22 protein-coding genes are annotated in these 24,256 nt (G+C 43.4%); 3 read left to right on the top strand and 19 right to left on the bottom strand.

Features of this window, described 5'->3' with window-relative positions; translation table 11 throughout:
- Positions 1-35 precede the first annotated feature (35 nt).
- The 15 genes from NEJAP_RS02505 to ffh form a co-directional block, all read right to left on the bottom strand.
- A complete protein-coding gene (locus NEJAP_RS02505; protein WP_201349146.1) occupies positions 36-2,063 on the bottom strand; it encodes an EAL domain-containing protein in 2,028 nt (675 codons plus the stop codon).
- On the bottom strand, positions 2,063-3,736 hold the full coding sequence (locus tag NEJAP_RS02500; protein ID WP_201349145.1) for a PAS domain-containing protein: 1,674 nt from the start codon (positions 3,734-3,736) through the stop codon (positions 2,063-2,065). The genes NEJAP_RS02505 and NEJAP_RS02500 overlap by 1 nt, the downstream gene beginning before the upstream one ends.
- A 58-nt stretch (positions 3,737-3,794) precedes the next feature.
- On the bottom strand, positions 3,795-4,658 hold the full coding sequence (gene nfo / locus NEJAP_RS02495) for a deoxyribonuclease IV (protein ID WP_201349144.1): 864 nt from the start codon (positions 4,656-4,658) through the stop codon (positions 3,795-3,797).
- Between the two features lie 55 nt (positions 4,659-4,713).
- Positions 4,714-4,896: a hypothetical protein gene (locus NEJAP_RS02490; RefSeq protein WP_201349143.1), complete on the bottom strand. Its 183-nt coding sequence runs from the start codon at positions 4,894-4,896 to the stop codon at positions 4,714-4,716.
- Between the two features lie 12 nt (positions 4,897-4,908).
- Positions 4,909-6,651, bottom strand: coding sequence for a single-stranded-DNA-specific exonuclease RecJ (recJ, locus tag NEJAP_RS02485; protein ID WP_201349142.1), 1,743 nt, complete (start codon positions 6,649-6,651; stop codon positions 4,909-4,911).
- Positions 6,652-6,740: 89 nt separating this feature from the next.
- Positions 6,741-8,138: a threonine synthase gene (gene thrC, locus NEJAP_RS02480; RefSeq protein WP_201349141.1), complete on the bottom strand. Its 1,398-nt coding sequence runs from the start codon at positions 8,136-8,138 to the stop codon at positions 6,741-6,743.
- A gap of 11 nt (positions 8,139-8,149) precedes the next feature.
- A complete protein-coding gene (locus NEJAP_RS02475; protein WP_201350434.1) occupies positions 8,150-9,451 on the bottom strand; it encodes a homoserine dehydrogenase in 1,302 nt (433 codons plus the stop codon).
- 168 nt (positions 9,452-9,619) lie between these two features.
- Positions 9,620-10,348: a DsbC family protein gene (locus NEJAP_RS02470; protein WP_201349140.1), complete on the bottom strand. Its 729-nt coding sequence runs from the start codon at positions 10,346-10,348 to the stop codon at positions 9,620-9,622.
- Positions 10,349-10,407: 59 nt separating this feature from the next.
- Positions 10,408-11,352, bottom strand: coding sequence for a site-specific tyrosine recombinase XerD (gene xerD / locus NEJAP_RS02465; protein ID WP_268927824.1), 945 nt, complete (start codon positions 11,350-11,352; stop codon positions 10,408-10,410).
- A gap of 2 nt (positions 11,353-11,354) precedes the next feature.
- Entirely contained in the window at positions 11,355-12,713 is a 1,359-nt protein-coding gene (locus tag NEJAP_RS02460) for a hypothetical protein (protein WP_201349139.1), read from the bottom strand.
- A gap of 136 nt (positions 12,714-12,849) precedes the next feature.
- Positions 12,850-13,206, bottom strand: a complete 357-nt coding sequence (gene rplS / locus NEJAP_RS02455; RefSeq protein ID WP_201349138.1) for a 50S ribosomal protein L19 — start codon at positions 13,204-13,206, stop codon at positions 12,850-12,852.
- A gap of 16 nt (positions 13,207-13,222) precedes the next feature.
- Positions 13,223-13,972, bottom strand: coding sequence for a tRNA (guanosine(37)-N1)-methyltransferase TrmD (gene trmD / locus NEJAP_RS02450; protein WP_201349137.1), 750 nt, complete (start codon positions 13,970-13,972; stop codon positions 13,223-13,225).
- A 3-nt stretch (positions 13,973-13,975) separates the two neighbouring features.
- Positions 13,976-14,509: a ribosome maturation factor RimM gene (gene rimM, locus NEJAP_RS02445; RefSeq protein ID WP_201349136.1), complete on the bottom strand. Its 534-nt coding sequence runs from the start codon at positions 14,507-14,509 to the stop codon at positions 13,976-13,978.
- A 26-nt stretch (positions 14,510-14,535) separates the two neighbouring features.
- The gene (gene rpsP / locus NEJAP_RS02440) at positions 14,536-14,787 is read right to left on the bottom strand and encodes a 30S ribosomal protein S16 (RefSeq protein WP_028468010.1); all 252 of its coding nucleotides are present in this window, start codon (positions 14,785-14,787) and stop codon (positions 14,536-14,538) included.
- A 155-nt stretch (positions 14,788-14,942) separates the two neighbouring features.
- Complete coding sequence (gene ffh, locus NEJAP_RS02435; RefSeq protein WP_028468009.1) at positions 14,943-16,328, bottom strand: signal recognition particle protein; 1,386 nt, start codon at positions 16,326-16,328, stop codon at positions 14,943-14,945.
- Positions 16,329-16,516: 188 nt separating this feature from the next.
- Between ffh and NEJAP_RS02430 the strand changes: the two genes are divergently transcribed.
- Both NEJAP_RS02430 and NEJAP_RS02425 read left to right on the top strand, forming a co-directional pair.
- Positions 16,517-17,305 carry a cytochrome C assembly family protein gene (locus NEJAP_RS02430; protein WP_201349135.1) on the top strand — a complete coding sequence of 263 codons (789 nt, stop codon included), beginning with the start codon at positions 16,517-16,519 and terminating at the stop codon, positions 17,303-17,305.
- A gap of 75 nt (positions 17,306-17,380) precedes the next feature.
- Positions 17,381-18,643: an HlyC/CorC family transporter gene (locus tag NEJAP_RS02425; RefSeq protein WP_201349134.1), complete on the top strand. Its 1,263-nt coding sequence runs from the start codon at positions 17,381-17,383 to the stop codon at positions 18,641-18,643.
- A gap of 61 nt (positions 18,644-18,704) precedes the next feature.
- On the opposite strand, the gene NEJAP_RS02420 is transcribed toward NEJAP_RS02425, so the two are convergent.
- Both NEJAP_RS02420 and NEJAP_RS02415 read right to left on the bottom strand, forming a co-directional pair.
- Positions 18,705-18,890, bottom strand: a complete 186-nt coding sequence (locus NEJAP_RS02420; RefSeq protein ID WP_201349133.1) for a DUF1289 domain-containing protein — start codon at positions 18,888-18,890, stop codon at positions 18,705-18,707.
- A 49-nt stretch (positions 18,891-18,939) separates the two neighbouring features.
- Positions 18,940-19,533: a CoA pyrophosphatase gene (locus NEJAP_RS02415; protein ID WP_201350432.1), complete on the bottom strand. Its 594-nt coding sequence runs from the start codon at positions 19,531-19,533 to the stop codon at positions 18,940-18,942.
- A gap of 136 nt (positions 19,534-19,669) precedes the next feature.
- Here NEJAP_RS02415 and NEJAP_RS02410 point away from each other — a divergent pair, with 136 nt between their 5' ends.
- A complete protein-coding gene (locus NEJAP_RS02410) occupies positions 19,670-20,227 on the top strand; it encodes an NUDIX hydrolase (RefSeq protein ID WP_201349132.1) in 558 nt (185 codons plus the stop codon).
- Between the two features lie 20 nt (positions 20,228-20,247).
- Here the strand turns inward: NEJAP_RS02410 and NEJAP_RS02405 are convergent, their stop codons facing one another.
- Both NEJAP_RS02405 and NEJAP_RS02400 read right to left on the bottom strand, forming a co-directional pair.
- Positions 20,248-21,165, bottom strand: a complete 918-nt coding sequence (locus NEJAP_RS02405; RefSeq protein ID WP_201349131.1) for a DMT family transporter — start codon at positions 21,163-21,165, stop codon at positions 20,248-20,250.
- Positions 21,166-21,226: 61 nt separating this feature from the next.
- A complete protein-coding gene (locus NEJAP_RS02400; RefSeq protein ID WP_201349130.1) occupies positions 21,227-24,076 on the bottom strand; it encodes a cache domain-containing protein in 2,850 nt (949 codons plus the stop codon).
- Between the last annotated feature and the right edge of the window lie 180 nt (positions 24,077-24,256).

Genomic DNA, 24,256 nt, shown 5'->3' with positions numbered 1-24,256 from the left:
TAACCATATGCAAGACTGATGACAAAGCGATGAAACTAGTCGCCTAATGAATCCATTTCGACATCAAGATACTTCATTATATCATCCAACGGCGCCGGACGAGCAAGCAAGAAACCTTGTCCCATTTCACAGCCATTTTCTCTTAAAAAAGCCATCTGTTCATGTGTTTCTATCCCTTCTGCAATAACCTTCAAACCTAATTTATGGGCCATTGCGATCACGGCTGACGTGATTTCCATGTCACTTTTATCTTGTGGGATATCGCGAACAAAGGAACCATCGACTTTCAAATGATCAAAAGGCAAGCGCTTCAAGTAACTTAATGATGAGTAGCCCGTACCAAAGTCATCAATCGACAACGAAACGCCCAAGAGTTTAAGCTGATGAAGAGTATCTACCACCACATCAACCTCTTCCATAATCATAGATTCAGTTATTTCTAACTCAAGCAACGACGCCGGAAAACCATGTAACTCCAGCGCCTTTTTAATTTTATTAAGTAATTCAGGATCAAAAAATTGACGCATCGATAAATTCACAGCCATGCGTATTGAGTAACCAGCATCTATGAGCAATCGTCCTTGGCTACATGCTTCATTTAGAACCCATTCACCCAACTCAACAATCAACCCAAGATCTTCTGCGACCGGAATAAATTCTGCAGGAGATACCTGACCTCTTTCAGGGTGGTTCCAGCGAACTAATGCTTCAAGACAAACCGGTTGTAACTCTTTTAGAATGCTCCATTGCGGCTGGTAATGTACACAAAACTCCTTATTGTTTAGCGCATTCCGCAGCTCTTGCTCCATGCTGGCACGATTGACAACTTCATCATTCATTTCATGAGTGAAAAACTGAAAATTATTTCGGCCTTTATGCTTGGCTCGATACATCGCAAGATCTGCATTTTTCATCAACACAGCCCAATCATCACCATCAGTAGGCACCATAGTAATACCCAAGCTAACGGTTGCTTTGACCTCGCTGCTCCCTAGTAGCACCGGTTGACTAATCGCTTGTAGCAATTTATTCGCTACTGATGCCACTTCCGCAGCCCCGGCCACATCAGCTAATAATACAATAAACTCATCCCCACCAATGCGGGCAATCAAATCTGATTGGCGTAAAGTGCCTTTTAACCTACCCGCAATCGCTTGTAACAAACGATCGCCCGCATCGTGTCCTAATGTGTCATTGATCTGTTTGAAGTTGTCTAAATCTAAATAAAACAACGCAAAGATTGTCGAGTTTCGCTTTGCTTTTTTAAGCTCTATATCCAGCTGCTCTTTAAACAAGCGCCGATTTCCCAACAAAGTAAGCGGGTCGTAAAAAGCTAGCTGCTCTATCTGCTCTAATGTCTTTTTTTGTGCCGATATATCTTCACTAACACCAATAAAATGTGTGATTGTATGTGTTTCATCTAAGATAGGTGAAATGGATAGCATCGACCAATAAGGCTGACCTGACTTAGTTTTATTACGAATTTCACCATGCCAATCATGCCCCTCCAAAATGACGTCCCACATCTCCTTATAAAATTCGGGGGCGGTTTCTCCCGCATTTAAGATAGCAGGCGTTTTACCTCTCACTTCATCTAAAGAGTACCCTGTAACATCAGTAAACTCCTCATTAACATATTCGATTTTCCCACGCTCATCCGTAATCAAAACCATTGTTGGGCTTTGCTCGACTGCACGAGACAATTTTTGTAAATCACCTTCAACTTGCTTTCGTTCCAGCGCTAAGCTCACTAGTTGAGATGCCTGCTCCATCATCGCAATATGATCATTATTGGGTTGGTGCGGGTAACCATGGTAAATAGCAAAAGTTCCTAATATTTCATGCGAAGACCCAAAAATAGGTTGAGACCAGCACGAAGCCAAACCCGCTTTAGCTGTAAGCTCTTTAAAGTCAGCCCAGCAAGGGTCATTTTGAATATCCGCGCTAATAACCATCTCACCCGTACTTGCTGCAGTTCCGCAAGCACCAACACCTTCACCAATTGCTAACCCATTAACAGCGTCACTGTAGAAAGCCGGTAAGCTTGGAGCCGCACCACTCACTAAGTGTTTTTTTCTTTATCGAGCAAGAGGATAGAACATAAACTGTTGGAATAAACACTCTCGATCCCCTTAACAATTTCTGAAAGAATATTGCTCAAGGATACTCCGCGGATCAACATATCCAATACCCGCGTATTTTGTTTTAACAGAGCATTCTCAAAGTGTCGGCTAGTAATTTCCCGATTCACAGCCAACAAACCGATTACCTTATCATCAGAGTTTTTAAGTGGTGTTTTGACACATTCAATCAGCTGATCAGCGCTGGAGAGCCCACGTACCCATATTTCTTTGCAGGTTACCTTATCTTTAGAAAAAACCTCTGCATCCTGTTCATTACTTAAATTAACATTCTCTGTTGTGAAAAAATCCTCAACACGTTTTCCTATCACGCTCTCACGCGGCTGTCCTATAAACTCTGCAAATGCTTGATTGCAATCCAAATAGCGGCCATCCAATCCTTTTGCATAGATATGATCAGGATTTGAGTTCATTAACGTTCTGAGCAACAATGTTTCATCAACTACATGCTCAAACTCATCATTTAAAAGTGAAAGCTCGTTCTTTTTCCTACGCCACTGAAAGATAAAGCCACTCAAAACAACTAGCAAAAAGACAATAGGAATAATTAAATAGTCAGATAACTCCTTTGCTTTCACTGGATTAAGTATAACGCTATCTTCAGGGATACTTTTTTTATCTATAGCGTACTTCTGCGCTGAAATACCGTTAAAAACGGGCTCTGCAGGACTTTCCAATATAACCGGCAACTCAGCTACAGGCTTACCATTTAAAATCTCTAATAGATATTGGCCAGCAACTTTACCCTGCAATACAGAAGTCGCTACATAGCCGCCCACTATCCCCTCTGCAATAGCAGTGTCCCAAGCTGAATAAATAGGAACAGGACTATTCTCTAATAGAATACGGACACTCTCTTTCAAGGTCATAGAAAGACCTTCTTTATCTCTATGTAATGGCAACCTAAAGACAACAGTGCCAGGCTCTAATGCTGATAATTGCAGCTTTAATTCTGACAAGGTCCAGTCGGTTATCGATCGAGTAGAAAACTTAGATACATATGGTTGAGCGGCCTTTACAAAGCGCTGCTGCTCCGCTAACCCGGTCGGAGTAGCGTCACTTAACAAAACTACTTCTGTCATATCAGGGTGTAACGACATTAGTAGTTGATAATTAGCATCAGGGGCAGTTGTTTCAGCAATACCCGTAATGAACTGATCATTGCCAATTAAGTCTTTTGAGTATGAATTCACACCTACAAAAACAACAGGAATCTCAGCAAAATGAGATTGCCGGTATTTCATTAGGAAACTTAATGCATTGTTATCAGTTACTACAATAGCGTCAAAATTATTGGCACTTTTCTCTGCCATCAATGCTGCAGCTAAGGGGAACATTATTTTGCTTGAAAAACGCTTAGTATCTAAATATTCAACGTGTAGATCGATAGGAAAACCAGCGCCATCTATTACTTTTTTAAAACCTGAATAAATACCATCAGACCACGGAAAGCCCTGATGATAAGAGTTTATCACCAACACAGTGGGGGTATAGCCTAAATCAGCTTTCACAAGCGTTGATACATTCATCAACAAAAAGAAGAAAACCAAAGAAAACTGCCAACATATTGTTTTGGCAATATTTTTTAGCAACATGATAATTCGGCGCTATAAACTTAAGTTGAAATAAGTATAGCCCCTATTTTAAGAACTGCTATTGATGAACACTAAAACTTCTCAGCATCTGAATCTCTTCAGCCCACACAGTTTCATCAATAGTTTCGAGTACAAGGGGGACTCCTCTAAAACGCTCATCCTGCATGATAAACTTAAAGACTTCGAGCCCTATCTCTCCCTGCCCAAGACTATGATGGCGGTCGACACGTGCACCTAGCGCAACTTTTGAATCATTTAAGTGCATCCCACATAAGTATTCAAAACCAACTTTCTCAGCAAACTCACTAAACGTACTCTGGCATTCAGCATAGGTATTTAATGGGTAGCCCGCTGCAAAAATATGGCAAGTATCAATACATACACCGACTCGCTGCTTATCAAAAACCCCATCAATAATCTGCGCTATTTGCGAAAAATTATAACCTAGGTTGCTTCCTTGCCCTGCTGTTGTTTCTATTACAGCAATAACATCATCCGTTTCAGACAAAGCAAAGTTAATAGATTCAGATACTCTATCAAGACTCTCTGCCTCTGAAAGCACACGTAAATGACTACCCGGATGAAAATTCAGATATTTCAGCCCTAATTGCTGACAGCGCTGTATTTCATCCACAAACGCTAGTCGAGATTTATCTAAAGCATCAACCTCAGGGTGGCCTAAGTTGATCAAATAACTGTCATGCGGCAGTATTTGTTCCGAGGAGAAGCCCAATTTTTGGCAGCGTTCTTTAAATAATGAGATGCTTCTTGTGGTCAACGGCTTTGCATCCCAGCGGCGCTGGTTTTTCGTAAAAAAAGCAAACGCATTAGCACTCAATTTTTTGGCATTCAAAGGGGCATTTTCAACGCCCCCTGCAGCGCTAACATGAGCACCAATATAATAAGGTTTTAATTCAGCCATATTCTTCTCAGTTATTGGTACTCACACTTATTACTAGACTCTACAGGCACAACATTTACAGTTTGCAGGCACCACCAAGACAATCATCAAAGTCCATGCTTTCCAGCTCTAGCCTTTCTGCATGAGCCAGTTTTATGCGCTCAAACATCCCCTGCTCGTTTTTATCCTGCTCTGTTAAAACTGCGCGTTCAAAAACAGCAATTAAGGTAGCCAACTCAGTGAGTGTTAAATCTTTCATCTTATTTTCCTCTTATTTCTCAACAACAGGTTCCAAATATTCAATCATTAACTGAACTGATTGCTGTCCCCTGAACTCATTTACATCTAATTTATAAACAGCACGAACACTATTAATGTTCTCGTCGGGCCATACTGCTAAATCCGTATTAAACTGAATACCATCAAGTGCTAAACCAGAGTCGCGCTCCATCAATACAATTTTTAAATGACGTTGACCTACAATTCTTTGCTGCAATACTCTAAAGACACCATCAAACAACGGCTCAGGAAACTGGTGCCCCCATGGCCCTGCTTCGCGAATATTTTCAGCTAATGCAAGTGTCATGTCGGTAGCCTGCAACACTCCATCGGTCTCTAACCGCTGTTCTAAATCTTCTTTAGAGAGCTGCTCTCGAACAACCTCATCAAATACCTCTCGAAAACGCTCCAAACCTGTGGCAGCAATCGTCAAGCCCGCGGCCATGGCATGGCCTCCAAATTTGCTAATTAATTCAGGAAACCTACTCGCAATTTGATCGAGCGCATCACGAATATGCAAGCCCGGTATAGAGCGAGCCGAACCTTTTATCTCTCCATTTTCACCAGGAGCAAATGCAATGACGGGGCGATGAGTGCGATCTTTTATGCGAGAAGCCAGAATGCCGACAACACCCTGATGCCAACCTTCATCATATAAACACACACCGTAAGGCAGCGTATCTATATCAAAGTGCATTTCATCCAACCAACTCAATGCTTGTTGTTGCATATCTTGCTCTATCGCACGCCTATCCAAATTGAGCTGGTCTAACGTCTGCGCTAATTCACGCGCATATTCTGGATCATCTGCCAACAAGCATTCAATACCAATCGACATATCTTCAAGGCGCCCCGCCGCATTCAAACGCGGTGCTACAGCAAAGCCAAGATCACTGGCGACCAAGCGTTCTTTACGCCGTCCCGCTATCTCTATTAATGCGAGTAAACCCGGGCGTGCGTATCCTGCACGAATACGTTGTAATCCCTGATATACCAATGTTCGGTTGTTGTGTTCTAGCGCCACGACATCAGCGACAGTGCCCAGCGCAACAAGATCAAGTAACGATGCCAAGTTAGGTGCTGGCATACCACTTCCCTCAAACCAGCTTTCTGCCTGAAGCGCTCGCCTCAGTGCGATTAACACATAAAATATAACACCCACACCGCAAGTCGATTTTGCTTCAAAGCTACACCCCGGCTGATTAGGGTTAACAATCGCCACCGCCTGCGGAATAACATGCCCAGCTAGGTGGTGATCTGTTACCACAACATCCATACCGAGTTGATTGGCGCGCGCCACCCCCTCTACACTGGAGATACCATTATCAACCGTGACTAATAACTGTGGTGATTGAGTAAAAGCGACATCAACAATCTCTGGGCTTAATCCATAGCCATACTCAAAACGATTCGGTACTAAGTAATCAATATTAGTCGCCCCCATCATTCGCAACCCCAATACAGCAACAGCAGTACTGGTCGCACCATCACAATCAAAATCACCAACAATCATGATCGACTCATTGGCTTTAACCGCCTGCAGCAAACGCGAGACAGCCGCATCCATTCCTTTCATTTGAGTATCAGGAAGTAATTCTTTTAAATTACGACCCAACTGCTGCTTGCTTTGAATGCCTCGTGCCGCATAAATACGCGCCAAAGCGCTAGGTACTTCCTTAAATATAGGAGAGTGCTCATTAGGCACAGCACGACGATGAATGGTTACATGTTTCACACTCTCTCCTTTTATCAGAAAATAAAAAAGGCCCGATTAAGATCGGACCTTTTCAACTAGCAAATTACAACAACCAGAAGCAGCAGTCGTTATGACTCTGAATGTACATGCTCGGCAATAAAGCGCTGCACAACAGAGATATCATTATCCAGGACTGTTAGCTTCTCTTCACGCTCAAACAAGCCTTGCATATGAGCAGGCAAGTCCGGAGATTCGAGATTAGCCTTAAGCACAGCATCAGGAAATTTCACGGGATGGGCGGTTGCCAATACAATCATTGGCACAGCTGCATCACGGTTACATTCTCGGCCCGCTTTCACACCAATGGCAGTGTGAGGGTCAAGCAGATAACCTGTCTCAGCATGCACGGCAGCAATAGTCTGACATGTCGTTTCATCATCAACCGCACAGCTATCAAATAACTCACGCATCTTATCCCAACGCGAAGCATCCAACTGTACTGACTCAGTCTTAAAACGCTTCATCAGATCATCAATAGCAGCGCCATCACGGTCATAAATATCAAACAACATACGCTCAAAGTTCGATGAGACCATAATATCCATAGAGGGTGACAAGGTATGCACCAACTCACTCTTAGACATATCGTTGTTAGAAATAGCACGATGTAAAATATCGTTATGGTTAGTTGCAACTACTAACTGAGTGATAGGCAAGCCCATCTTCTTCGCAAGATAACCGGCAAAGATGTCACCAAAGTTGCCAGTGGGTACTGAAAATGCTACCGGACGATGCGGGCCACCCACAGCCAATGAGGCTGAGAAGTAGTAAACGATCTGAGCCATAATACGCGCCCAGTTAATCGAGTTAACTGCGCCCAACTTCATGCCTTTAAGGAAGCTCTGATCAGCAAAACTCGCCTTAACCATCTCTTGGCAATCGTCAAAGTTACCTTCTAAAGAGATGTTATGTACATTCTCATCCAGAATAGTGGTCATCTGGCGGCGCTGAACTTCAGAGACACGGTTGTGCGGATGTAGAATAAAGATGTCCACATGCTTAGAGTGACGGCAACCTTCAATCGCTGCTGAACCCGTATCACCTGATGTAGCGCCCATGATCACTAGGTGCTCATTACGCTTCACCAGCACATGATCCATTAAACGACCCAGCAACTGTAGAGCAAAATCTTTGAAAGCTAAGGTCGGGCCATGAAATAACTCCAATACCCACTCGTTTGTACCTAATTCTTTCAAAGGAGCGACCGCAGAGTGATTAAAGCCTTCATAGGTCTCATCAATCATCTGCTTTAGATCAGCATCATCAATGCAATCATTTACAAAAGGAGAGATAATTTTAAATGCTAGTTCAGCATAAGAAAGCCCTGCCCAGCTAGCGATCTCTTCTTGACTAAAAGTAGGTAAATTCTCCGGCACATACAAGCCGCCATCACTTGCTAGGCCTGCCAACAGAACTTCTTCAAAGTTAAGTGCAGGCGCTTGCCCACGTGTAGAAATATATTTCACGTTTAGTCCCCTTAACCCTGAAGGTGCTCAACACGTATACGTGTTACTTGACCAATGATGTCATCCAGCGCTTCAATGGCTGTAATCGCTTCATTCATTTTTTGTTCTTGAACACGCTGCGTTAACAGAATCACCGGCACTTGCTCTTCAGCCGTTTCTTTCTGCACAATGGCTTCAATGTTAATGCCATTATCACCTAGAATTTTAGTAATACTCGCTAAAACACCTGGCTTTTCTGCAGCCTGTAGGCGTAGATAAAACCCAGTTTCAGTATCACTCATCGGCAAAATTGGCAGGTCAGACAACTCAGATGGCTGGAACGCCAAATGAGGAACACGGTTATCACGATCAGCTGTTAGCGTACGTACCACATCAACAATATCAGCAACAACAGCAGAAGCTGTTGGCTCAGCACCCGCACCCGCTCCGTAATATAGTGTTTGACCGACAGCATCACCATCAACCAACACAGCATTCATTACGCCATTTACATTAGCAAGCAAGGTAGATGTAGGAATCATTGTAGGGTGAACGCGTAACTCAATTCCATGCTCAGTGCGACGGCTGATGCCTAGGTGTTTAATGCGATAACCAAGCTCTTCAGCATATTCAACATCGGCAGGTGTAATCGCACTAATACCTTCGGTATAGGCCTTATCAAACTGCAGCGGAATACCAAAAGCGATAGAAGCAAGAATGGTTAGCTTATGCGCTGCATCAATACCTTCAACGTCAAATGTTGGATCAGCTTCAGCGTAACCTAATGCTTGAGCTTCAGCTAAAACATCAGCGAAATCACGACCTTTATCACGCATTTCTGTGAGGATAAAGTTACCAGTTCCATTAATGATGCCTGCCAACCATTCGATATTGTTAGCTGATAAGCCTTCACGAATTGCTTTAATAACAGGAATACCACCAGCAACAGAAGCTTCAAATGCCACCATTACATTGTGACGCTGCGCTGCTTCGAAAATCTCATTTCCATGTACCGCAATCAATGCTTTATTTGCAGTAACGACATGCTTACCATTTTCGATTGCCGTCATCACGAGTTCACGCGCGATGTCATAACCACCAATCAACTCAACTACGATGTCAATTTCTGGATTAGTCGCTACATCAAAAATATCACGAGTAACCTGAGTGCCTTTTGTATCACACCCGGGGTTGTCTCGACGCGAACCAATCTGTTCAACCGTAATACGACGCCCAGCTCTACGAGAAATCTCATCTGCATTGCGATGCAGGACATTAAACGTACCGCTACCAACAGTACCTAGACCACATATTCCAACTTTTACCGGTTTCAAACCAATACCTCGCAGTTTACTAGTCAATCGCAAGCCAAGCGCAAGCTGAATTAACGAACAAAAATGGGGAAATAGTATAGCGAATAACTCTTCCAGACTCTATTCGAGACAGGATAAACAGCAATAAAAAAAGGAGCACCCGGCTCCTTTTTTACTTAAAGCAAGGTACTAAGGCTTAATTCCCAACATTGCAGCCAACCGCTCAGCCGGCATATACCCAGGAATCAACTGACCATCTTTCGTGATGATAGCCGGTGTACCGGTAACACCCACTTTTTGCCCAACCTCATACTGAGCCAATACAGGATTTTCACACTCCATGTTTTTAAGTGACTTCCCCTGTTTAGAACGCGTCATTGCCTCAACTTTATCTTCAGCACACCAGATATTAGTCATTTTTTTGAAAGTCGCCGTATTAGGCCCCTGGCGAGGAAACGCCAAATACTCAACACTCACACCCATCGCCTGAAGCTTGGGCACTTCGTTGTGCAGCTTACGGCAATATGGACAATCAACATCGGTAAAAACATAAACAGATGCCTTTTCCACACCCTTGGCTTTAAATACTACTTTCTCAGCACTAGGAATGGCTTGTAATTGAGCGGCACGCTGAGTATTCATTTTTGCTTCAGATAGATTTACAAAACCTTTCTCATCCGACAACTGATACAGCTGACCTAACAAGAAGTATTCACCCTTCGCATCAGAGAAAATAACTTCTCCTGTTCCTAATTCAACCTCATACATGCCGGCCAATTGAGCCTCTTTAACAGAAACCACAGGGATACGCTGATCAATTTTTTGCAGTTGCTTAATGATGACATCTTTAGCATCTTCAGCCACAACCATCGTACTAGCTAGTAACAGCACTCCTGCTATTAATGTTTTAATTCGCATACGTTCCTCAATATCCGGTAATGATAACAATCTGATTAAATCAAACGCTTAAAGTTCAATTAACCTCTAGGGTGATGCTGTTGGTGTAGCGATTGTAAACGCTGCTGCGCCACGTGGGTATATATTTGCGTAGAAGATAAGTCACTATGCCCAAGCATCATCTGTACTACTCGCAAATCCGCTCCATGATTAAGCAAATGAGTTGCGAAAGCATGCCTAAGCACATGAGGAGAAATAGCCTTATCAACACCAGATTCTTGCGCATAGCGCTTAATCCGATACCAAAAAGTTTGGCGTGTCATAATTCGACCGCGCAGGCTAGGAAAAAGCATTTCATCGGTAGTATCTTGCAACAACTCATCACGAGCGCAGTGTAAAAACTCTTTTATCCAACGAACCGCTTCATCACCCAAAGGAACAAGTCGCTCTTTTGCCCCCTTACCCACGACTCTTATTACACCCAACTCTAAATTAATCTGCCCCAACTCTAAGGAGATCAATTCTGAAACCCTCAAGCCCGATGCATACAAGGTTTCTAACATCGCCCTATCTCTTAAACCAAGAACACTATCAACATCCGGGGAATTTAAAATACACTCAACATCTGCTTCACTCAGCGTTTTAGGCAAGGAGCGCCCTTTCTTAGGCAGGGCGATAAGCAACATCGGATCCTCATTGATAAAAGCTTCACGTAAAAGATATCTAAAAAAACGACGCGCCGAAGAAAGAAAACGAGAAGTAGACGATGGTGATAGCTGTTGTTCTACTCGCCACAATAGATACTTGCGAACAATTAGCGCATCAACACCAGCCAAGCGCCCATTAAGATCGTTTAACCAACAGGCAAAAATAGAAAGGTCACGCTGATAAGAGGACTGAGTATTCTTACTTAAACCCTCCTCCAACCACATTGCATCAATAAACTGCCTAATCAGCTCTACATCTTCACTGTGCGGAACTCGACTCGTAAAGCGCTTATCCCCCCCAGCAAGCTCTAGCGACACGGTTAGCGATACACTTGAATGAAAGCGATCTTATCTTTTGCTACAGGAAAGGTGGCTCTCCCCTGCTCAACTTGATGGCGAATACTGATAGCCTCAGCGTTTACATCAACTAAAGCTCCCTCCATCTCTCGACCAAAAAAGGTTCTAAGCTTAACAGCACTGCCAACATAACCCGCTAGCTTATCAATGGGGGTTTCCACAAATGACTTTTTGACTTCTGGAGGCCGTATAGGCATAACGCCAGGGATAATTTCTTTCATGGGAGCCACTTCTGGTGCCTTTTCCCGTATAACGATAGGTTTTTTATTTTCCATTACCGCCAAGGCAGCCCGACGTACATTCCCACCAAAGAGCTCACGCATCACCTGCCATTCAGCATCCATCAGCTCAAGCACTTTACCATTCACCTGCAGCGCCAGCTCCGCACTAGAAAACAAAGAATCAGCACCACCAGGACTGGCCAATTGCCCCAAACCAAGCGGAACAGCGGGCTCAAGACGAACAGCCACAATAGAACGGTTACTGCGCGCACTCACTAAAGCCCCAAGCAAACGTTCACCTTCGTACTGCGCAGCACCATCTACAAAATTTTGGATCAGCGCAGCTCGATAACGCTCTAAATAACCTTCTACAACCTCTCCTTCTTGCTGAGCACAGAAAGCCTTCCAGCGCTGGTTATACCCCAAATCACTAACCGTCATACCAAACATTTGAATAGCCGTTTTCGCTAAATCATCCCGCCTAAGCGTCCCCCCTTGTCGCAAAGCCAACCAAAGGTTCATCTCAGCCTTTATTAGCTGTGCAAATTCAGACCCTAGACGCACCTTCATAAGCTTTTTATTAGCAGAAGACTCAAGCAACAAACTCAAGTCACCCTGAAGAAAGCGGTACCCCATCGCCTGCAATGCAGCGCTATCAATAGAGCGCGTATCACCGCAAACTAGCGTATCCAAGGAGCTACTTTTAGAATCAGATGAGGAAAGAACCAAACGCTTAGCATAATCGGCATTCAGGTCATAGCTTACGCCGGTCAAATTAAGAGAGACGGGATCACTCAACACGCCCGTACGTAGCTGCTCATGCGCTGTTAGAAAAAAAGCACGCGAAGAAGATGTTAACGATAAACGCTGAATTGAAATTCTTTCTTTATAGGCGTTTGGTTGAATCGTAATATTTTCAAGAGCAATTCCGCCAAGAAAGGCAGCCGAAATACCGTCGTATTCAACTTTAGCGAAAGGTCTGACTGATGCAACTAAACTATCAATATCAGACTTCACCTGATACCAATAGTACCCCTGCACCCCTGCTAACAAGAGCATGAAGACTAACGGTACCAATAACCACTTCAGCCAACGCCGCATCTACAACCTCATCCATGCCCTACAAAAAATAGTGTTTTAATAATTCTAGTGATCTTTACTGCAATTTACTAATGACAAAACAAAAAAAGGTGACCATAAGGTCACCTTTTTTCTATAGCAGCGAATCAGGTTTAACTCAGCCGAGTTTTTCCTTGATACGTGCAGATTTACCACTGCGCTCACGCAAGTAGTAGATTTTAGCCTGACGAACATCACCGCGACGTTTCAGAGTAATCTCTTCAACAACAGCACTGTAAGTCTGGAAAGTACGCTCAACACCCACACCGTGAGAAATTTTACGTACTGTAAATGCAGAGTTCAGACCGCGGTTACGCTTACCGATAACTACACCTTCAAATGCCTGCAAACGGCTACGTGTACCTTCAACTACTCGAACCTGCACAACTACTGTGTCACCAGGTGAGAAAGTTGGTATTTCTTTTGTCATCTGTTCAGCTTCAATCTGCTGAATGATTAAGTTTTTGCTGCTCATCGCTCGCTCCTAATATTCAACCATCAGACGCATTGGTCTCATGGATATAATCGGTTAACAACGCCTGCTGCTCAGCAGTCAACTCGAGTTTCTCCAGCAAGTCAGATCGGCGTTGCCAAGTTCTGCCTAATTGCTGCTTCAGACGCCAGCGTCTGATATTCTCGTGGTTGCCACTTAACAACACATCAGGTACATGCTGTCCTTCAATTGATTCTGGTCGCGTGTAGTGAGGGCAATCCAACAATCCCTCAACAAAAGAATCTTCTTCAGCTGAGTCTTGATGCCCTAACACACCAGGAACTAATCGGGAGACTGCGTCAATCATGGTCATTGCAGGCAATTCACCTCCACTGAGAACAAAATCCCCCAGCGACCACTCCTCATCAATCTCTGAGCCAATTAATCGCTCATCGATACCTTCATAGCGCCCAGCTACTAAAATCAATTTCTCACAGGAAACTAGCTCCTGCACACCTTTGTGATCTAGCTTGCGCCCTTGAGGCGAGAGGTAAATAACTTTAACCCCCTCTCCTGCCACAGCCTTAGCTGCATGGATCGCATCACGTAATGGCTGAACCTTCATCAGCATCCCCGGACCACCACCATAAGGCCGATCATCCACAGTGCTATGCTTATCGTGCGCAAAGTCTCTAGGACTCCAGCATTCAATAGACATCAACTCATTACGAACCGCCCTTCCTGTCACACCATACTGACTGACAGCATCGAACATTTCAGGAAATAACGTAATAACGCCAAACCACATGGTTTAGAACTCCGGATCCCAATCGATCCGCATCGTACCTGATTCCAGGTCAATTTCTTTTATCACCTGATCGGGCAGATAAGGAATTAATCGCTCACGGCGATCAATACTTTCTGCATCACCTTTAACGATAATGACATCGTTAGCACCGGTTTCCATCAGATGACTCACACGCCCCAGCAATTCGCCAGAAAGTGTATAAACTGTCAGATTTTCCAGCTGGCTCCAGTAGTACTCACCCTCTTCCAAATCAGGAAGAAGAGAAGACTCAATCGCAATATCTATACCGCAAAATTTGCGAGCAACATCACGATCAGTAACACCGTCCAACTTGGCTATAAAGCCTTTACCGTGTTTTTTGGCCGTCTCTACTTTAAGAGGCTTCCATTGACCATTTTCTTTGATCATCCACGGTGAATAAGTCAGGATGCTATCCATCGGCTCGGTATAAGAGAAGACTTTCACCCACCCTTTCACACCATAAACCGAGGTTATCTGGCCGATTACAGTAAATTCATTATTCGTATTTCGGCTCATTGACCTATCCAGCTACTATATAAAAATTACTGTGCAGCTTTTTTAGCTTCTTTTACTAGCTGTGCAACACGCTCAGATAACTGTGCGCCTTTACCAGTCCAGTATTCAACACGTTCCATATCCAAGCGAAGACGCTCTTCTTGGCCGCGAGCTGACGGATTAAAGAAACCGATACGCTCAATAAAGCGACCATCGCGCGCATTGCGTGAATCAGCTACTGTTAGTTGATAGAAAGGACGCTTTTTAGCGCCGCCACGTGACAAACGAATAGTGACCATACGTTAATCCCTTTATATTGCGTGGGTTTTGATATCGCCCAGCGTTGCAGTTCCGACCGAATAATTTTTCAGTCGAGCCAAAATAAATCAAGGGGCGCATTCTACGTGAAAGCACCCCTATTGGAAAGTAAATCTATTTTATTCTTTACTCGGCATTACATCCGAGGCATACCACCGGGGCCGCCACCCATCCCAGGTGGCAACATCCCTTTCATGCCGCGCATCATTTTTGTCATACCGCCTTTGCCAGAAAACTTCTTCATCATCTTCGACATTTGCTTATGCTGTTTAAGCAAACGGTTAACATCCTGAATTTGAGTACCAGAGCCCATCGCGATACGCTTTTTCCGAGAGCCACTAATAATATCTGGATTGCGACGCTCACCGCGGGTCATAGAGTTGATAATAACCTCCATCTGCCCCATGCCTTTCTCTGCTTTGCTCGCATCTGCAGCTTGAGCCAACTGCCCCATACCAGGCATTTTATCTAGCATGCCCATCATGCCGCCCATATTTTTCATCTGCTGCAACTGCTCACGGAAATCTTCTAGATCAAAACCTTTACCTTTTTTGATCTTAGCTGCGAACTTTTCTGCTTTATCTTTATCAATTTTACGCTCGGCTTCCTCTATTAGAGAAAGCACATCACCCATACCTAAAATACGTGATGCCAGGCGATCTGGATGAAATGGCTCCAGCGCATCAATCTTTTCGCCCATACCGATAAACTTAATAGGTTTACCCGTAATATGACGTACCGATAGCGCAGCACCACCACGCGCATCACCATCCGCTTTGGTTAGAATAACACCCGTTAAAGGCAACACTTCATTAAAAGAGCGTGCGGTATTGGCGGCATCCTGACCTGTCATTGCATCAACAACGAACAAGGTTTCCACTGGGTTAATAGCACTGTGCAGACGCTTAATTTCATCCATCATGTCATTATCGACATGCAAACGACCGGCAGTATCTACAAGCAACACATCATAATGCTGAATTTTAGCGTGCTGAACAGCCGCTTCAGCAATAGCAATTGGATCTTGATCGGCAGATGAGGGATAAAAATCAACGCCCACTTCACCCGCCAGCATTTCTAGCTGTTTAATAGCCGCAGGACGATATACGTCAGCAGAGACTACCAATACTTTTTTCTTCTCACGATCTTTTAATAGTAAAGACAGTTTCGCAATAGAAGTGGTTTTACCCGCACCTTGAAGGCCAGCCATTAATACTACAGCAGGTGGAACCGCAGCCAAATCTAAGCCTTCATTGGCCTCCCCCATTACCCGCACAAGCTCGTCATTCACAATTTTGACGAAGACCTGCCCTGGCGTCAGGCTTTTAGAAACTTCCTGCCCGACTGCACGCTCTTTAACAGCATTTACAAATTCTTTAACAACAGGCAGTGCAACATCGGCTTCAAGCAATGCCATACGCACTTCGCGCAAGGTATCCTTGATATTATCTTCCGTTAGCTTTGCCTGCCCGGTAACCGCGCGCAGCGTCTTCGTTAATCGTTCTGACAGATTCTCAAACATAGTTGCCTCTACAAGGATCTAACCTTATTTAGATGAATATTCATTCGCAAAGTAAAACTTCGAATAAGATTAAACCCTGAAATTCTTAAAACTTTGGCGACATTATAGCGTAGTGACGTTCAAGGCCACACCCCCATATTTCAACCACCGCACATTTATGCCAAACTACTCATCTTTAGGAGAAAAAGATGCTCACCCTGTCTACATTAATAGCGGTATTTCTGTATCTAATAGCAGCCATTTTGCAATTTAAGCTGCTTAAGCAACAAACCAATTCACCTGCAATGATTAAAACAATCGCAGGTGCTGGCGCTATTGTGCATACTTTTTCTGTTTATAGTGTTCTTCATCAGCCTGATGGCATAAATCTTGGTTTCTTTATTGCAGGCTCATTAATTGGCTGGCTAGTGGCCACGGTCGTTATTATTAGCAGCCTTAGACAACCTATTGAAAACCTTTTTATCGGCGTATTGCCTATGGCCGCATTAACCGCAGCTCTCTCAGTATGGGGGCCAAATTTAGGCGTAGCTAAAATTTATCAGGGCGGGCTAATCATCCATATATTGCTATCGATCCTTTCGTATAGCATTTTTACTGTCGCTACTTTTCAGGCATTTTTGTTATCAAAGCAAGACTTAGCTCTAAAACAACATCACACTCGTGGGCTAGTCGCGTCTCTTCCACCACTGCAAACCATGGAACGCCTACTATTTGAAATGATTTGGATCGGGATGATTTTGCTAACCGCATCACTCGTGACCGGTTTTATCTTCCTAGATGACTTATTTTCACAACATTTAGTACATAAAACCATACTGTCTATAATTGCATGGATTCTTTATGCAATTTTACTTTGGGGGCGTTCTATGCGGGGCTGGCGCAGCCACCGTGCGGTCAGGTGGACAGTCAGTGGATTTTTCTTACTGATGCTTAGTTTCTTCGGATCAAAACTCGTTCTAGACATTATTGACTTTTAGACGACAGCAACACCTTGACACACCTTCGGCGCGCACTGAAAATGTACCTCCAATTTGTAACGTTAGGCGATAGTTTTGGAAGACGCATCAATAGGTTTTCTTTTAGGAGTTCTTTGTTTCCTGATTTTCTGCTCTGCTTTTTTTTCCAGCTCAGAAACAGGCATGATGTCTCTCAATCGATACCGACTAAAACATCTCGTCAAACAAAATCATCGTGGTGCACGAAAAGCCAATAAATTATTAGAGCGGCCCGATCGATTAATCGGTGTCATTCTCATTGGTAATAACTTCGTTAATATTCTTGCATCCGCCATTGCTACGGTTATTGCCGTACGCTTATGGGGAGATGCGGGCATTGTTATAGCTACAGCAGCTCTGACCATTATCATTCTTATTTTTGCTGAAGTTTCGCCAAAAACAGTGGCGGCACTTTACCCTGAAAAAATTGCGTTTCCTGCAGCTTATATTTTAACACCCCTACTCACCCTTACTTACCCACTTGTATGGATAGTTAATGGTATAACCAATAGCTTATTAAGAGTTTTTGGTATCAGCCCTGATGGTAATAGTGATCACCACCTCAGCACTGAAGAACTCAGAACGCTCGTGCATGAAGCGGGGGCTTTATTGCCGCATCGCAAGCAATCCATGCTCTTAGGTGTTCTTGAATTGAATGATGTTACTGTTGATGACATCATGATTACTAAAAATGATATTCAGGGTATTGATCTAGATCTTGAACTCAATTCAATCCTCGACCGCTTATCCACAACCAATCACACGCGACTACCTGTTTATAATGGCGACATCAATAAAGTCGTTGGTATTTTACATATGCGTAACTTGGCACAAATAATCCAGCAGGGAAAAGTTACTAAAGCCTCCATTCTTCAGGTTGTGCACGAACCTTACTTCATTCCCGAAAGTACACCACTACAAACTCAGCTTTTAAATTTTCAGAAAGAGAGTCGCCGCATAGGGCTTGTCGTTGATGAATACGGCGATGTTTTAGGTATCGCCACGCTTGAAGATATTTTAGAAGAGATAGTAGGTGAGTTATCAGCAGATCACCGAGAAGAGAATGCAGATATCCATAGGCAAGACGATGGTAGTTACTTTATAGAAGCCTCTGCATTTATCCGAGACATCAACAAAGCACTTTCTTGGGAGCTACCCACTGATGGCCCTAAAACTCTCAATGGTTTAATTATTGAAACGTTAGAATCTATTCCTGATGCGAATGTATGCTTAGATATTGGCGATTACCGCATAGAAACATTACAAATGACGGACAACTTGATCACCACTGCCCGCTTAATAGCACTCAAGACAGAGTAAAGCAGAGATTTACCATGATAAGGCATAACAGCCTGCTCCATAAAAGCTGATTGTTACTGCCTTAACAAACCTCCCCACGATACCGACGTTCAATTTTCTTAATCACTTCACGGCGCTGATCATTCGTCAGCACACCCCATTCTGCGATCTCCATACCACTGCGACGACATGCAATGCACAAGTCTTTCTCATCTAAGGCACAAACACCCATGCATGGACTGCGAACCGGGCTACTTTGTTCTGTCATTTTAATACACACTCTTTAACGATAACTTTATTTCTAACTCATTTACACATCAGCATTCATATGAATGTTCTGGGCGGGGCTTCATGGGTATTTTTGCATCAAAACCTATATTTAACATCTCAATCAACATATAAGCCGTCAGACCCCAAATAATATGGCCGTCATATTCATATGCCGGCACAAAATGCGTCATTCCTTTAAAACGAATCTCGTCAGTATGGTGACGCTCATCATCTAAAAAGAAACGTAAAGGCACCGTAAATATACTATCTATCTCATCAGGGCTTGGCGTCAACTGTACTGCTTCTGGCACAATGCCCACCCAAGGCGTAACCTGCAAGCGATGCTTAGACATTACTTGCCCTAACGGCGCTAGTATCTCTACATCCTCAGCTTGTAAGCCAACCTCCTCGTTAGCCTCACGCAACGCTGTAAACAACAGATCAGGATCTGTCTGGTCATGACGTCCACCAGGAAAAGCCACCTCTCCACCATGAGTGGAAAGCCCAGCAGCGCGCTTTGTCAAAATCACATGCGGATCATGACTATCAGTAAGTGCTATCAAAACACTTGCTTGAGCCTCCTGACTGTCGAAACGGCGAGCCTGGTAACAACTTAACCGCTGTCGTAGCTGATCTAACATCATTGTATCTAAAAAACCTCTCGCTATATGCTATTACACCAACATCAATAAGAGATATGCGACCACATGTTATTCTTAGCACTGTTGAATACGATGAGCATTCACTTCTACACTATAGTATGAACAGGGAGATAGCATGAAATACTGTAGTGAATGTGGTAACAAAGTTTCTTATTACACACCAGAAGGCGATAATAGGCCTCGTCACAACTGCCATTTTTGCCAAATAATTCACTATAGCAATCCAAACATTGTTGCTGGCTGCCTTCCTGTTTATCAGAAAAATAAGATTCTTCTTTGTAAACGCGCTATCGAACCAAGACGAGGCTACTGGACTTTGCCTGCCGGCTATATGGAAAATAACGAATCCGTTGAAGCCGCCGCTCTTCGCGAAACCCGCGAAGAAGCAAACGCAGAGGTCAACATTATCAGCCTCTACACGCTGACCTCCATAGTACATGCTAGCCAAGTACAGATGTTATTTCTTGCAGAGTTACCGACACCTGAGTTTTCAAGTGGCATCGAGTCGCTTGATGTCCAACTATTTAGCTTTGAAGATATCCCTTGGAATCAATTGGCTTTTCAAACCATCAAAAATGCGCTTACATTTTATATTGAGGACTATAAAGCTGGAAAGTTCCCACTGCATAATGTCGTATTAAAAGCACCACCAAAGCAACTAATTAAACCGTAGATCTAAACTTTTCACTTGGCCTATTGAGCCGCAGCAACATCCGCGGTCTCAATCTTAACAAACGCCTTTCTTTGGCTAAGAAATACCCCTCCCAACACTAAAGCGGATGCACATATTTGCTGGACATTAAATGTTTCGCCCAAAATAAAATAAGCCATTAGTAATGTAAACACAGGAATTAAGTTGATGTATGCAGAGGCCTCTGCAGCTTTAATCTTTGAGACACCTAAATTATACAGTCCATAAGCTCCAATATTAATTAATGTTCCTAAATATAAAACAGCCCATACTCCATCCCAATTCCACTGCAAATTCCACACATTCTCTTCACCGGTAAATGGAAGGAAAGGTATAAAAAACACCATCCCACACAATGCCTGCAAGGCAGTAAGAAACCACGTTGAATACCGCTGCGACAAATGCTTAAGACATAAGGTATAACCTGTAGCGCACACCATGGCGCACAGCTCAAGAAAGTTACCGAGTAACGGATTGGGAGCATGCTCCGTTTCACCACTGGATAAACTTAACCAAATAGCACCAATAACCGCAACTGAAAACCCTAACCAGGCTTCTTTTGGGAGCTTCTCTCGCAAAAAGTACAATGCACCAATACCAACCAGCAAGGGAGCCATGGAGGTAATCATTCCCGCCTGCGCTGCGCTGGTGTTTTGCAATGCATGAGCTTCAAATAAAAAATATAAACAAGGCTCAGATATCACCATCAATAAAAGCAACCGCCAATCACCTTTTTGATACTCAAAGCGCATTAAATACTTAAGGAAAAATATAAAACAAAAAGCAGCAACCAACATACGTCCGAAGATAACTACCATCGGATCATAATAGGAAAATGCTATTTTTAGTGCGATAAACGAGCTAGCCCATAACAACATAGCGAAGAAAAGAGAAACAACAGGTACCCAACGCCCCAACATAACCACCTCATTATAAAAGCAATGCAGGATACTCTGTTATTTATGACTGCCAATCAAATAATTATGGCCGATCATTAGCAGAACTAATTAATAGCTCAAACTCATTAAGTGGTAATGGTTTGGAGAAGTAAAAACCTTGTACTTGATCGCATCCATAGGCTTTTAGGAAATTCAACTGAGCTTCAGTTTCAACCCCTTCCGCTATCGTTTCTAGACCCAAGTGCTTTGCCACATCAAGAATAGATGAAGTAATGGCTATATCATCTTGATCATCTGGTAAACCATCGATAAAAGCTCGATCTATTTTTAGTTTATCAAGAGAGAACTTCTTCAGATAAGCCAAGCTTGAATAGCCCGTGCCAAAATCATCCAATGCTATTTGGATACCCAACTCACGAAATTGCGTTAATAAAAACTCAGTCCTAGAAACATCACTCATTAAAGCGCTTTCTGTCACTTCCAAAACTAGTAAGTCAGGAGGAAAGCCCGTATGACGTAATACACTATCAACGGTACGATAAAACTCTTGCCTAAACTGGAAAGCCGATACGTTAATAGCAATAGACGGAACGTTTACACCTTCCTCTAACCATTCAGCACCTTGACGACAGCCTTCTTCAAGTACCCATTTACCTAATGGCAAGATAAAGCCTGTTTCTTCTGCCAATGGTATAAACACTTCGGGCGAGATGAGCTCCCCCCCATGAAACCATCGTAATAGAACCTCGCAACCGCTCAACTCATTCGTACCGAGCTTATACTGCGGTTGATAGTAGAGTTGCATCTCTCCTTTTTCGATGGCCTGCCTTAATGCATTTTCCAATTTCAAACGCGCTGACGCTTTTTCATTCATCTTACAATCATAAAATTGGTAGTTGCTTCGCCCACGAGACTTAGCGTGGTACAAAGCAGCGTCGGCATTGCGCAGTAGCGTTTCAAAATCCTCACCATCAGCCGGGTAAGACACGATGCCTATACTCGGCGTAACCACTAAATCTAAATCTTGATCCTGTATTGGCTCAGACACCATTTTTAATAGACGGTGCGCTAAGTTTGCTGCAGAAATAACCGCATCACTGCCCTTTCCTGTTACCAGAATTACGAACTCATCTCCGCCAATACGGCTAACCGTATCAATTTCGCGCACAGCACCCTGTAACCTCTGAGCCACTTCTTGCAGCACTAGATCACCGACGCTATGGCCAAGTGAATCGTTGATATTCTTAAAGCGGTCAAGGTCTATAAACATCAGAGAAAAACGACGTAATTCATGGCGCTTAGCTCTTGCTATGGTTTGCACAACACGATCCATAAGCAAGCGTCTATTTGGCAAGCCAGTCAAGTCATCATATTCGGCCAAGTAACGAAGCTGCTCTTCAGCGCGTTTTTTATCCGTAACGTCACTAAAAGTCGCTATATAATTAACAACCTCACCGACCTCATCTCTAGAAACAGAAATAGATAACTGTTCTGGAAAGGTTTGTCCGGATTTAGTGTTATTCCAAATTTCACCACTCCATTGATCCGAGACGGCTAACGCTTCCCAAATCCCACGGTAAAAATCAGGAGAGTGGCGCCCGGAAGCAAGCAAGCTAGGAAGTTGGCCCACTACTTCAGAGGCCGCGTAGCCAGTAATTTCTGTAAAAGAGCTATTGACCGCGACAATACGGTTATCAGGGTCGGTAACCATGATACCTTCGCGAGCGGTATCAAACACTCGAGAAGCAATTTTCAGAGAACGAGCATCACCTTCAATTTGTTCTTGCTTAGCTTCAATATCAGCACTGTATTTTAGAAATAGCCTTTTTAACCATTGACCGTAAATCCAAACGACCAGCATCATAAAAAAACCTGCACAAGATAGGCTCAATAATAAGAACCAAGCATCCGCATTAAGCTTATCTTGCAGCTCTTTTTGTTGCCTATGAAATATTTCCTGGAACTCTTCAGGATATACACCAGCCACCAATACCCAATCCCACAAAGGAACAACATCAACCAAAGACAACTTTGCCGTTAAGTTTTGAGCAGACTTATCATCACCATTTGGGATGAACCAATCATATTCAGCAAAACCGCCACCTTGTTCAGCTATCTCCATGATATCACCGACGACACGTTGCTCCTGAACATCTGAAAATGTGCTGTAGTGCGTGGGTAGTGACGTGGCACTGGTATAGGGGGTGTACAAAACATTACCTGCTAGGTCGAGCACAGCGATATAGCCATTCCTTCCAAATCGTTGAGCAGAAATTCTCTTTAGGGCCTGATCCTTTAAATCATTTTCCGTCTGAAAAATGTAATCACCTGCACCAATAACCCAATCGAAAGGTTCAAAATGGCGTACATAGGTAATCTTTTCTTTCATTTCATCAGCATTGCCCGGCGGGTACCAACGATAGCGGCTATAACCTGCCCCACTAGGATTTTTTACTGCATCAATAAGCGAGCGCATGATGTAAAGCCCGTTATCATCTTGGTTATTCCAAAGGGACTGCCCTTCTAATTCAGGGGCCGTGGGCAACAGAACACAACGGCCATCCATATCATCAATAAAGACATAGCCACGCCCGTTAGAAAAACGAATATGACGCAATGCCTCACGAATGACTTGCTGTATCTCTTCTTTTGAACTGGATCCATTTAAGCGTCGATAGATCGATATCGCAACACTATAAGCTTGATCCACTTGGTCTTTAACGTTCTGCATCAGCACAGCATCAGCTTGTTGATTCATAAACCGAATGTAATCTTGCGCTGAACTTAACTCTGTACGTAAACGATCCTTCTGGCTGTTCAAAATTTCTTGGTATAACAAAGCCGTACGTTTACTATCCGCAGCATATTCTCGCGAAACAAAAAACCAAAAACAGTGATCAATAAAAGTAGTACTACTCCCATCATCCCCCATGTTTGATATCGGGGTATTGAATGAGCATCTATTCGAAATGACATAAAATTAAATACTATTCCAACTATCGAGAACTGCTTTCCTTTTCAGTTATCGGATGAAGGCTGCTACGCTGCAAACCTATATTAGGTCGGCGATTGTATAACAGCTTTAACAGCCAGAATAGATAAAATGAATATA

It is taken from the genome of Neptunomonas japonica JAMM 1380 (genome assembly GCF_016592555.1).
Taxonomy (GTDB): domain Bacteria; phylum Pseudomonadota; class Gammaproteobacteria; order Pseudomonadales; family Balneatricaceae; genus Neptunomonas; species Neptunomonas japonica_A.
Note: the sequence above shows the minus strand (reverse complement) of the source record. Positions and strands in the feature narration are given on the sequence as shown.